The following is an 11,815-nucleotide window of genomic DNA, read 5'->3' as shown; positions in this document are numbered from 1 at the left end:
TAAGCTATCTACGGCTCAGCAATGCCTTCATATCGCGCACGGCCTTTTCCCAGCCATCGAAAACGGCACGCGCCACAATCGCGTGACCGATGTTCAATTCGGATATACCGGGAATGGCTACGATAGCCTGCACATTTTCGTAGTGCAGTCCATGGCCCGCATTCACCCGCATGCCGTGCCTCAGGCCTTGCGCCACTCCGGCGCGCAGACGCGCGAGCTCAAACTCAACGGCTGCCTCGTCGGCCGCGTCGGAATAGCCGCCTGTGTGAAGCTCAATGACGGTGGCGCCGGCCTGGAAGGCCGCATCAATCTGCTCTGCTTCGGGGTCTATGAAAAGCGATACCCGGATGCCGGCATCTTGCAATTGTGTCACGGCACCCTTGACCAGCGGGAACTGGCCCCGCACATCGAGCCCGCCCTCGGTCGTCAATTCACTGCGCTTTTCTGGCACGAGGCAGACATCATGCGGCTGAACCTTGCAAGCAATCGTCAGCATCTCGGGGGTAATCGCGCACTCAAGATTCATGCGCGTACGCAGCACGGGGCGCATTGCATATACGTCGGCATCCTGTATATGGCGCCTATCCTCGCGCAGATGCAGGGTGATGGCATCGGCGCCCGCGTCTTCAGCGCGCAGCGCAGCCTGGATGGGATCAGGATAGCTGGTATGGCGTTGCTGCCGCAGCGTGGCCACGTGATCGATGTTCACACCCAACTGAATCATTTTGCCTTACTTCCTGTATTGTCGGACGCCTGAGCCGGCGCCGAGTCCTCAAGCCAGCCGCCACCCAGGGCCTTGTAAAGCTCAACCCTGTTAAGCAGCGAATCCATACCTGTCTGCAGGAAGCTTTGTTGCGTCGTGTACAGATCGACCTCGGCAGTCTGCACCTGCAGGAAGCTGTCTATGCCTGTTTCGTAGCGCAACTTGGCCAACCGCAGCGTTTCCTGGGCAGACGCCTCGAGTGCACGCAAGGCCTCGATCTGCCCGCTATAGGTTGCTTCACCGGCCAAAGCATCGGCCACTTCACGAAATGCCGTTTGTATGGTTTTTTCGTACTGTGCAACAGCGATATTGCTGCGTGCCTTGGCCAGATCCAGGTTGCCTGCTACACCACCCGAAAAGATGGGAACAGTCAGCTGCGGCGAAAATTGCCAGAAATCCTGGCTGGAACCGAACAGCCCGCCCAACTGCGGACTGGCAAAACCCAGCAGCCCGGTTATGGATATCGTGGGAAAGAACGCCGCCCTTGCCGCTCCGATATTGGCATTGGCAGCCAGCAGAGCGTTCTCGGCACCGATAATGTCCGGGCGACGCTCCAGCAACTCAGAGGGCAATCCAACCGGAATGGCGGCCAGGACCTGATCACGGCCGAACACGGCTGGAGTGGGCAGGTCATCGGGAATCTGTGTACCCAAAAGCAGCGTCAAGGCATTGCGGGCCTGCGATTCGGCGCGCTCAATGGCCATCAGGTCGGCCCTGACCGTATCGAACTGGGCACGGGCCTGATTCAGGTCAAGCGCGGAAGCGACTCCGCCATCGTAGCGTGCCTGGACCAGATCCAGCGTGTTGCGGCGCGACTTCTGCGTACTTTCCATCAGGGCTTTGAGCTGCTGGGTGGTGCGCAAACGGAAATAAGCCTCGGCAACCTGTGCAACCAGATTGATATGCACGGTGCGGCTGGCTTGTTCCGTAGCCAGGTATTGCTGGAAAGCCGCTTCCGACAGATTCCGCACCCTGCCGAAGAAATCCAGCTCGAACGCCGTCATGCCTACACCGGCCTGGTAATAACGCGTGACGCTGTCGGCATCGGGACTCGTGCGCAGGTTTTCAGGATTATGCGTGATCTGCGCATTGGCGCCGGCGCCTATGGTGGGCAAGCGCTCGCTGTCGGCAATGCCATACTGCGCATGCGCTTCCTGCACGCGCTCCACGGCAATGCGCAAATCGCGGTTATTGGTCAGAGCCAGACTGATCAGCGACTGCAGCCGCGGATCAGTAAAAAACTCGCTCCAGCCCAGGTCGGCGCTGCTTTGAACCTGGGGCGATACGGTACTGGCACTGTTCGGACCGGTATTACTCATCGCCCCGCTACCCGGATACTGGTCTGGCACGGGCATGGCCGGCCGCTCATATTTGGGTGCAAGCGAGCAGCCTGCCAATGCCAGTGAAACAAGCACTGGCAGGGCTGCTAGTCGAAGTCCTCGTGAACTCATGCTTTATCCCCGCTATCCGAAGTATGGGGCTCCGATTGTGTTGATTCGTTGTGGTGAACGTTCGTAAGCGGCGCGGCGTGCGACCCATGCGATTTGGGTTTAACTTTGAACAGGCCCATGATCACAACAAAGAATGTTGGCACGAACAGCATGGCCAGCGGTGTGGCGGCCAACATCCCGCCTACAACGCCCCGGCCCACTGCATTCTGACTGGCCGAACTTGCGCCGGTGGCAATGGCCAGCGGCACCACGCCCAGAATAAAGGCGAACGATGTCATCAGTATGGGACGGAAACGCAAGCGCGCCGCCTCAACCGCAGACGCAATGAGACTGCCGCCCTCTGCGTAGGTGTCCTTCGCAAATTCGACAATCAGAATGGCATTCTTGGCCGCCAACCCAATCACCGTTACCATGCCGACCGTAAAGTAGACGTCGTTGGACATGCCAAGAGCGGTCACGATACCCACTGCGCCCAGCATGCCCAGCGGCACCATAAGCATGACGGAAACCGGTATCGCCCAGCTTTCATACAACGCCGCCAGCACCATGAAGACCACGAGCATCGCCAGAGCCATCAGGTAGATGGATTGGTTGCCGGCCTGCTTCTCCTGGTAAGACAGACCCGTCCATTCATAGCCAAAGCCAGCCGGAAGCTCGGCGACCAGCCTTTGCATTTCTTCCATGGCCTGGCCGGTGGAATAGCCCGGCGCCGCAGATCCGCCGATACGAATCGATTCATAGCTGTTATAGCGCACCACCTGGACCGGACCCTGCTCCCACTCTGCGGTCACAAAGGAGGACAGCGGCACGGTCTCACCCTGGTTGTTGATGGCGCTCAGCTTCATGATGTCGGCCACAGTCATGCGGTGATCCTGGTCAGCCTGAACCCAGACGTTCTGTATCCAGCCCATATTGGGAAACTTGGCCACAAACGACGAACCCATGGCAGTCGAGATCAGGTTCGCCGCCTCGCTGAAGCTGACACCCAGCGCCGCGGCCTTTTCGCGGTCTATGGTCAGCTTGAGCTGTGGACCGCCACCCAGACCCGTCACGCGGGTATCGGCCAGAATCGGGCTTTGGCTCGCCGCCTGCAGCAGTTGCTGGGTAGCGGCCATCAGCGCGTCGTGCCCCTGGGAGCCGCGATCCTGCAGGCGCAAATCGAAGCCGGAAGCATTGCCCAGCGAGGAAATCGCCGGCGGCATCACCGAGAACACCATAGAGTCCGGCAACCCGAACAGCAGCGTCTGTGTGGCTTTGGCAGAAATTGCCTGAGCGGAATCTCTTTCGCCCTTGCGTTCGGAAAAATCCTTAAGCGGCACAAACGCAATTGCCGAATTCAGGCCATTACCGTTGAAGCTGAAGCCCTGGACCGTCACGATGTTCTGCATCTGAGGCTGGTCCATGAAATAGCCTTCAACTTTCTTGATGATGTCTATGGTCCGGTTGGCGGTCGCACCCGAAGGCAGCTCGATGTTGGCAATAACATAGCCCTGGTCTTCATCGGGCAGGAAGGAAGTGGGCAGGCGCATGTACATCCAGCCCATGGCAATGACCAGGATCAGATATACCAGCAACATGCGTCCGCTGCGCTTGAGGCTGCGTGCAACCCAGCCCTCGTAGCCCGAAGTCACCTTGTCGAAAGATCTGTTGAACCAGCCGAAAAAACCTTTCTTCTGCTCGTGGAAGCCTTTCGGAATAGGCTTGAGTATCGTTGCGCACAGCGCGGGCGTGAAGCTCAGGGCCAGAAAGCCCGAGAACGCAATCGAGACTGCCATGGCGACGGAAAACTGCTGGTAAATCACCCCTACCGAGCCACTCATGAAAGCCAGTGGCAGGAATACCGTAGCCAGCACGAGAGTCATGCCGACCACTGCGCCACTGATTTGCGGCATCGCCTTTTTGGTGGCTTCCTTGGGCGAGAGCCCTTCTTCCACCATGATGCGCTCGACGTTCTCGACCACGACAATCGCGTCATCGACCAGAATCCCGATGGCCAGCACCATGGCGAACATGGAGAGCACGTTGACGGAGAATCCCATGACCTGCATGACGCCAAAGGCGCCCAGGATGGCAATTGGCACAACGAGGGCCGGAATCAGGGTATAGCGTACGTTCTGAAGAAAAATGAACATCACTACAAACACCAGCACCATGGCCTCGAACAGCGTGTGCACGACCTGCTCGATGGAAATCTCTACATAGGGCGTTGTATCGTAGGGTATGGTGTATTCGATGTTCTCGGGAAAGAACTTGGACAGCTCTTCCATCTGAGTCTTGATGCCTTCGGCCGTCGAAAGCGCATTGGCATTGGTTGCCAGCGATACGGCGAACGCGGCCGTGGTCTTCCCGTTAAGCCTGGCGCCGAACTGATAGCTGTCGGCACCAACCTCTACCCTGGCCACGTCACGTATGCGGACAGCGGAGCCATCGGGGTTGGACCTGAGTATGATGTTTTCGAATTCAGACACCGTAGACAATTCGCCATTGACCACGATAGGTGCCGAGACCCTTTGGTTGTCGGGGTTGGGGGGAGAACCAAGAATGCCTGCTGAAATCAGCTGTGTCTGCGATCCGACGGCAGCATTGACTTCGGACATGCTGATGTTGAAACCCGTGAGCTTGTCCGGGTCAACCCAGATACGCATGGCACGCGGCGCGGCAAAAAGCTGAAAGTTACCTACACCAGGTACGCGCGATATGCTGTTCTGGACATTTCGGGTGATGTAGTCAGCCAGGGCAAATTGGTCTAGCGAACCATCTGTCGAAGACAGAGCCACCACCATCAGGAAGTTGGAGTTACTTTTACTGACCCGGAGCCCCTGCTGCATCACCGCGGCGGGCAACTTCGAACTAATGTTTGAAATACGGTTCTGGACATCAACCTGCGCCAGGTCGGGATCGACTCCCGGAGCAAAAGTAGCGGTGATTTCAGCCGAACCATAAGAGTCGCTGACCGATTCGTAATAAAGCAGGCCGGTGGCGCCGTTCAATTCGTTCTCGATCACGCTGGCAACCGATTTGGACACATCGTCGGCCGACGCGCCCGGATAAGTTGCCTGTATTGAAATGGTTGGTGGGGCAACCTCGGGATACTGCGAGACCGGCATGTTGACCAGAGCCAGGATACCGGCCAATGTAATTGCCAAGGCTATCACCCAGGCAAATACAGGACGTTCAATAAAAAACTGCGGCATAAGTGCTCACTTTGCTAGCATTGGCTTGCTGCACAGCCCGGGCAGGTACTCGGGCTCCTTAGCATACTTGACGCTGAAATTCAGCCTTGTTCGGCGGATTTGGCAGCAGGCTTGGCGTCGGCGGGGGTTGCCTGGCCGCCGTCTTTGGATGCCTGGCCGCCGTCTTTACCAGGAGCTGCGCCTGGTTGCGCGCCCTGCTGGGCTTGCCCGGCACCACCCTGCCCGCCTGCCGGCGCGCCCGGTTTCCATGGCATAGCCTGTACCGGCGCACCCGGACGAATTTTCTGGAATCCTTCGACAACGACCTGGTCGCCGGCCTTCAGACCTTTTGTGATCAGGGTCTGACCATCGATAATGATGCCTGTGGACACCGGCACGGGCGCCGCCTTGCCATCGCGAACCACGAACAGGCTGCTAAGACCATCGGCGGTGCGCTGAACGGCCTGCTGCGGAACCTTCAAGGCCTTGTCGTCCACACCTTGTGGAATACGTACACGTACGTACATGCCAGGCAAAAGTATTTGATCAGGATTGGGGAACTCGGCACGCAGGCTGACCTGACCCGTGCCCGGATCAACCGTTACCCCCGAAAACAGCAACTTGCCGGCGTGGTCGTAGGTTGAACCATCTTCGAGCAAAGCATGGACTACGGGGCTGCCATCGCCCGTTTGGGTCAGCACGCCGTCGGCCAGCGCCCGGCGCAATTCGGCCAGCTCGGTGGTGGAACGGGTGACGTCGATGTAGACTTTGTCGAGCTGCTGGACCACCGCCATTTGCGTGGCTTCGGCCGCACTGACCAACGCACCTTCGGTCACCATAGAGCGGCCGATACGTCCATCGATAGGAGATGTGACCTTGGTATAGCCCAGGTTGATATCGGCACCTTGCAGCGCGGCCTTGGCAGCAGCAACTGCGGCCTCTGCCTGGCCCGATCGGGCGACAGCGTTATCGTATTCCTGACGGCTGACCGCATTGGCCTTGATCAGCTTGGCATAGCGATCTGCCAGCAATCGTGCGCTACGCACGTCGGCCTCGGCGCTCTTGAGCTGGGCAACCGCTTGCGCACGCTCGGCAGCATAAGGAGCAGGGTCGATTGTGAACAGCAGCTGCCCGTCTTTGACATCGCTGCCCTGTTCGAAATTGATCTCGGTAACTATCCCGGTGACACGAGCGCGAATTTGAGCATCTTTAAGTGCCTGGACACGGCCTGGAAGATCGACAAAGACTTCGGTGCGCGATGGCTCGACAGTCACTACGCTGACCGGTACCTTCATGCCGCCCGGCCCCTGCTGTTCTGGTTTTTCGCCACACGCAGCCAGCACGAGAAGGCCGGCAAGCACAACAACATATCCTTTCCGCCGGGTAGGCAGTGTAAGGTTAGGCATTCAATAACTCCTGTACAGCGCGGCACTTCATGAGTCCGCCCCGGGCCCTGGGCACTAGGTTAAAGCGTGAGTATATATGGAAAACCGCGCCATTAGCCACCCTGCAGGGAGGCTGTATTGCAACCGCCAGCCTAACTTAACAGCAAACCGTCGTCGGAAAGTGCTTCGCCACGAACACGCTCAAACATGTGTAACAGATCAGGGACATCCAGCCCCTGGCGCTGCGGCCCCGATACATCAAGTACGACATTACCCTGGTGCAACATGACCGTGCGCTCGCCGACATCCAGCGCCTGCCGCATGCTGTGGGTCACCATCATGGTAGTGAGCTTGCTTTCCGCCACAATACGGGTGGTGAGCTCGAGCACAAACTGAGCCGTGCGTGGATCGAGCGCCGCGGTGTGTTCGTCGAGCAGCAGTATGCGCGAAGGACGCAAAGCAGCCATCAGCAGGCTGACAGCCTGGCGCTGGCCGCCCGACAGCAGGCCTATGCGGTCGGTCAGGCGGTTTTCCAGACCCAGGCCGAGTGTGGACAAGCGCTCCCGAAACTCTTCACGCATGGATTTCCTGACAGCTGTGCCGAGTCCACGGCGTTCACCTCGGCTGGAGGCCAGAGCCAGATTCTCTTCGATGGTCAGGTCTTCACAGGTGCCGGCCATGGGATCCTGAAATACCCGCGCAACACGCTCGGCACGTGTCCATACCGGCTGGCGGGTGACATCTTGTCCATCGATGACAATGCTGCCTTCGTCTACGGGCAAATCACCGGAGACGGCATTCAGGAAGGTAGACTTGCCTGCTCCGTTCGAACCAATGACGGTAACGAACTGGCCTGCGGGTATCTCGAGCGTCATGCCGCGCAAGGCACGGGTTTCTATGGGCGTACCGGGATTGAAAGTAATGTGCAGGTTCTTGGCGCTCAACATATCAGTATCCCCCTTGCTTCTTGCCGCGTAGTCGTTGCTTGATCAAAGGGATGACCAGGGCAATGGTCACCAGCACGGCGGTCACCAGATTCAAATCCTGGGCTTTCAAACCCACGAAGTCGGCATTCAGTGCCAGGGCGATAAAGAATCTATACAGTATGGCACCCACGATTACGGCAAGCGTCAGCACTACCATACGACGCGACGGCATGATGCTTTCTCCTACGATCACAGCGGCCAGGCCGATCACGATGGTGCCTATACCCATGGAAATATCTGCACCGCCCTGTGATTGTGCAAACAAGGCACCGGCCAGGGCGCACAGCGCATTCGAGATGCCCATGCCTGCCAGCACGCGGTTACCTGTCGCAACACCCTGGGAACGCGCCATGCGCGGATTGGATCCTGTGGCGCGCATGGCCAGACCGGCCTTGGTCGCGAAATACCAGTCCAGCCCCAGCTTGATGACGATGACCAGCACCAGCAACAGCAAGGGACGAACGATAAAGTCGCTCAAGCCTTCCGGCTGCAGGATGGTGAATACGGTGGGTTCGGAAATAAGCGGTACGTTAGGCCGGCCCATGATGCGCAGATTTATGGAGTACAGCGCGATCATCATCAGGATACTGGCCAGCAGATCCATGATCTTGAGTTTTACATTCAGCCAGCCCGTGACCATACCGGCGAAGGCGCCTGCGAAGGTTGCGACCAGTGTCGACGTGAATGGGTCCATGCCTGCGCTGATAAGCGTGGCGGCTACTGCACCGCCCAGAGGAAAACTGCCATCCACGGTCAGGTCGGGAAAACGCAGCACCCGGAACGAGATGAATACACCGAGCGCCACCAGGCCAAAAATCAGGCCGATTTCAAGCGCGCCCCACAGAGAATAAATAGACATTTAGGTAATCAATCCAGCCAAAAACAGAAGCAGGCGGGCTGTAGGCAACAACCCGCCTGCTTTAAGCCGTGCAGCCGCTTTTCAGCCGACAAGCAACAATATTTTACTCGACAACCTGTGTGGCCGACTTGATGAACTCTTCGGACAGGGTGACGCCCTGCTTCTTCGCCGCGCCCGGATTGACGTAAAGCTCGAGCTTGTCGCTGGTTTCAGAGGCAATATTGCCGGGTTTCTCGCCCTTCAGGATCTTGATGACCATCTTGCCGGTCTGCAGGCCCAGATCTTTGTAGTTCACGCCCAGCGCGGCAATGGCACCGCGCTTGACGCTGTCGGTGTCGGACGCAATCAGGGGAACCTTGGCGTCGATGCCAACCTTGACCATGGCCTCGTAGGCCGATACCACGTTGTTGTCGGTATTGGTGTAGATAACGTCAACTTTGCCAACCAGACTGCGTGCTGCCGCACCGACATCGACGGTGCGGGCTGCCGTAGCCTCGACCAGCGACATATCTGCTTGTGGCAGTAGCTTGCGCATTTGCTCGACGACAACCACCGAGTTGGCTTCGCCAGGGTTATAGACCATACCTACCCGCTTGGCGTTTGGTACGACTTTCTTGATGAGTTCGACCTGCTTTTCCAGTGCCAGGCTGTCGGAGACACCGGTGACGTTGGTACCCGATGGCTCCATGGATGGCACCAGCTGCGCAGCTATGGGATCGGTAACTGCCGAGTAAACGACCGGAATCGACTTGGTGGCGGCAACCACGGCCTGAGCTGAAGGTGTGGCGATCGCAACGATGACATCGGGATTATCGCCTACGAACTTGCGCGCAATCTGTGCTGCGATGGCAGTATTGCCCTGTGCCGTCTGAAATTGCCATTCCAGTCCTTTGGCCTGGGTGTAACCGGCCTCTTTCAGTGCTTGCGCGACGCCGTCCCTGATGGAGTCCAGCGCCGGGTGTTCGACAATGGAGGTAACCGCCACCGACTGCGCCGACACCGGCCCCCACGTCAGCGCGCTAAGGATTGCTGCGGTTCCGAAAGCCAGCTTGGCAGAATTGCTAAACCTCATGAAATGCTCCTTGGACAAATAACTGGCGGCGCATCTGCGCGCCGCAGATGGGCGGTAGTCTAACCTGTTGAACGCCAAAATACCCCAAGGGATATCCCTTGAAAACTGCTGCATCAAGCCAGACCACGACCATTTGCTACACAGACAGTGAGCGCCCGGGCCGCTGGGACAACAGCTCTTTGGCCCACCGGCGTGCGGGCAAGTCGTACCCGGACTGCAGCTCGTCTGCGCGCAGCAAAAACTGTCTGGCGCTGACATCCAGCACCGGCCCCTTGAACGCAAGCACGATTCGGTTGCCGGCGTCCATTTCGGGCAATTCCAGCACTCTGCCGTCGAAAGCTTCGCGAATATTCTGCAGATTCGGGCCAAAGCTGGCGTGGTCGCCAAACAAATTCACCGTCATGACACCGGTGTCTGCCAGGGCGCGATGGCAACCTTGATAGAACTCCAGGGAATCGCGCACCGGACCCATCGCGTCAGCATCGTACAGATCGACCATTAATGCCATATAACGATTGAAATTCCGGCTGTCCTGCACCCACAAGGCCGCGTCTTGGTGGTCTATGCGGGATCTGCGTGTTTCGGGCAGGCGGAAGTACGCGCGGCAGATTGCCGTAACGGCCGGATTCCACTCCACAGTAACGACTGAAGCCGGCGTGTACTTGAGTGTATACCTGAGCAGGGATCCGGCTCCCAGCCCCATGATGCCGATCTGGTCGGATTTGGCCGGCTCAAGAAACATGAGCCAGGCCATCATCTGGGCCGTGTAGGCCAGCACCAGTTCGGCGGGCTTGCGCACGCGCATTGCACCCTGCACCCACTCTGTACCGAAATGCAGATAGCGTATGCCGTCAAGTTCGGACAGCGTGGGCTCATCGACCAGGTAAGGTTGTGACTCAGACACGCTCGAAGATCGCTGCAATACCCTGTCCGCCGCCTATGCACATGGTGACCAGCGCGTAGCGCCCCTGGATGCGCGTCAGCTCATGCAGTGCCTTGACCGTAATGATCGCGCCTGTGGCGCCTATGGGGTGACCCAGGCCTATGCCGCTGCCGTTAGGGTTCACCTTGGCAGGATCCATGCCCAGACCCTTGGTGACCGCACACGCCTGCGCAGCAAACGCCTCGTTGGCTTCGATAACATCCATTTGCTCTATGCCAAGACCTGCCTTCTCGAGTGCGATCTTCGTGGCCGGCACCGGGCCAATACCCATATAGCGGGGGTCTACGCCAGCGTGTCCGTAGGACACCAGTCTTGCCATGGGCGCCATGCCCTGGGCCTGTGCGTGACTGGCCGTCATCAGCAATACGGCAGCCGCGCCATCATTCAGGCCCGATGCGTTGCCCGCGGTGACCGTGCCGTTTTCCTTGACAAAGACGGGCTTGAGCTTCGAGAAGTTCTCGGCGGTTGCACCCATCCGTACATGCTCGTCAGTATCAAAGACGACATCACCCTTGCGGGTCTTTTGCACAATGGGAACGATCTGATCCTTGAAATAGCCCTGCGCAATCGCTGCTTCGGCCCGCTGGTGAGACTGCAATGCGAGACTATCCTGCTCTTCCCGGCTGATGGAGTATTTGCTTGCCACGTTTTCGGCAGTGACTCCCATGTGCATTTTTTCGAATGGGTCTGACAAGGCGCCGGTCATCATGTCCAGCAGCGCGCTATCGCCCATGCGGGCACCCCAGCGATGTGCCGGTGCCAGATAAGGTGCACGGCTCATGCTTTCTGCGCCGCCGGCAACGGCTACCCGGGCATCGCCAAGCATCAGGGTTTGAGCGGCTGAAACGATGGCCTGCAAACCCGATCCGCACAAGCGGTTCACGTTGAATGCCGGCGTATCATGCGGAATGCCGGCCTGCACCGCAGCGACACGAGAAAGATACATGTCACGTGGCTCAGTATTGATGACATTGCCCATAACAACGTGACCGACATCAGCAGCCGGAACATTGCTGCGATCCAGCACGGCCCTGATTACGGTCGCACCCAACTCGCAAGGCGCAACATCTTTCAATCCTCCGCCAAAGTCTCCGATAGCGGTGCGGCATGCTCCAACTACAACGACGTCTTCCATGTGATGGCTCCCGGTATGTATCCATGAGTGAGTATTTAGCGACAAATA

The 11,815-nt window shown here is 58.3% G+C and carries 9 protein-coding genes; all 9 read right to left on the bottom strand.

The features are described 5' to 3' along the window. Window positions 1–4 precede the first annotated feature (4 nt). The 9 genes from LKR43_RS04015 to LKR43_RS03975 all read right to left on the bottom strand — a co-directional run bounded on the left by LKR43_RS04015 (window position 5) and on the right by LKR43_RS03975 (window position 11,767). Window positions 5–724, bottom strand: coding sequence for a pyridoxine 5'-phosphate synthase (locus LKR43_RS04015; RefSeq protein ID WP_227682571.1), 720 nt, complete (start codon window positions 722–724; stop codon window positions 5–7). After that, a complete protein-coding gene (locus tag LKR43_RS04010; RefSeq protein ID WP_227682570.1) occupies window positions 721–2,214 on the bottom strand; it encodes an efflux transporter outer membrane subunit in 1,494 nt (497 codons plus the stop codon). The genes LKR43_RS04015 and LKR43_RS04010 overlap by 4 nt, the downstream gene beginning before the upstream one ends. Beyond that, a complete protein-coding gene (locus LKR43_RS04005) occupies window positions 2,211–5,408 on the bottom strand; it encodes an efflux RND transporter permease subunit (protein ID WP_227682569.1) in 3,198 nt (1,065 codons plus the stop codon). The genes LKR43_RS04010 and LKR43_RS04005 overlap by 4 nt, the downstream gene beginning before the upstream one ends. 80 nt (window positions 5,409–5,488) lie before the next feature. After that, window positions 5,489–6,793 (bottom strand): efflux RND transporter periplasmic adaptor subunit, encoded by a 1,305-nt coding sequence (locus LKR43_RS04000; RefSeq protein ID WP_227682568.1) that lies wholly within the window; start codon window positions 6,791–6,793, stop codon window positions 5,489–5,491. Between the two features lie 131 nt (window positions 6,794–6,924). After that, the gene (locus LKR43_RS03995; RefSeq protein ID WP_227682567.1) at window positions 6,925–7,719 is read right to left on the bottom strand and encodes an ABC transporter ATP-binding protein; all 795 of its coding nucleotides are present in this window, start codon (window positions 7,717–7,719) and stop codon (window positions 6,925–6,927) included. A 1-nt stretch (window position 7,720) separates the two neighbouring features. Beyond that, on the bottom strand, window positions 7,721–8,617 hold the full coding sequence (locus LKR43_RS03990; protein ID WP_227682565.1) for an ABC transporter permease: 897 nt from the start codon (window positions 8,615–8,617) through the stop codon (window positions 7,721–7,723). Between the two features lie 103 nt (window positions 8,618–8,720). Further along, window positions 8,721–9,689 (bottom strand): ABC transporter substrate-binding protein, encoded by a 969-nt coding sequence (locus LKR43_RS03985; protein WP_227682563.1) that lies wholly within the window; start codon window positions 9,687–9,689, stop codon window positions 8,721–8,723. A gap of 136 nt (window positions 9,690–9,825) precedes the next feature. Next, a complete protein-coding gene (locus tag LKR43_RS03980; RefSeq protein WP_227682561.1) occupies window positions 9,826–10,593 on the bottom strand; it encodes a spermidine synthase in 768 nt (255 codons plus the stop codon). Then, window positions 10,586–11,767 carry an acetyl-CoA C-acyltransferase family protein gene (locus tag LKR43_RS03975; protein ID WP_227682559.1) on the bottom strand — a complete coding sequence of 394 codons (1,182 nt, stop codon included), beginning with the start codon at window positions 11,765–11,767 and terminating at the stop codon, window positions 10,586–10,588. Before LKR43_RS03975 ends, LKR43_RS03980 begins: the two co-directional genes overlap by 8 nt. Window positions 11,768–11,815: the final 48 nt, after the last annotated feature.

Origin of the sequence: Pusillimonas sp. MFBS29, from assembly GCF_020687695.1 — a bacterium.
GTDB lineage: Bacteria > Pseudomonadota > Gammaproteobacteria > Burkholderiales > Burkholderiaceae_B > Pusillimonas_C.
The sequence above is the reverse complement of the archived record's forward strand: the minus strand, read 5'-3'. Positions and strand labels throughout refer to the sequence as shown.

What these genes read in the sequence shown, in the direction of transcription:
- LKR43_RS03995 (WP_227682567.1), bottom strand. Translation starts at nt 7,719, where the DNA reads ATGTTGAGCGCCAAGAACCTGCACATTACTTTCAATCCCGGTACGCCC.
- LKR43_RS03975 (WP_227682559.1), bottom strand. Translation starts at nt 11,767, where the DNA reads ATGGAAGACGTCGTTGTAGTTGGAGCATGCCGCACCGCTATCGGAGAC.
- LKR43_RS04000 (WP_227682568.1), bottom strand. Translation starts at nt 6,793, where the DNA reads ATGCCTAACCTTACACTGCCTACCCGGCGGAAAGGATATGTTGTTGTG.
- LKR43_RS04005 (WP_227682569.1), bottom strand. Translation starts at nt 5,408, where the DNA reads ATGCCGCAGTTTTTTATTGAACGTCCTGTATTTGCCTGGGTGATAGCC.
- LKR43_RS03990 (WP_227682565.1), bottom strand. Translation starts at nt 8,617, where the DNA reads ATGTCTATTTATTCTCTGTGGGGCGCGCTTGAAATCGGCCTGATTTTT.
- LKR43_RS03985 (WP_227682563.1), bottom strand. Translation starts at nt 9,689, where the DNA reads ATGAGGTTTAGCAATTCTGCCAAGCTGGCTTTCGGAACCGCAGCAATC.
- LKR43_RS04010 (WP_227682570.1), bottom strand. Translation starts at nt 2,214, where the DNA reads ATGAGTTCACGAGGACTTCGACTAGCAGCCCTGCCAGTGCTTGTTTCA.
- LKR43_RS04015 (WP_227682571.1), bottom strand. Translation starts at nt 724, where the DNA reads ATGATTCAGTTGGGTGTGAACATCGATCACGTGGCCACGCTGCGGCAG.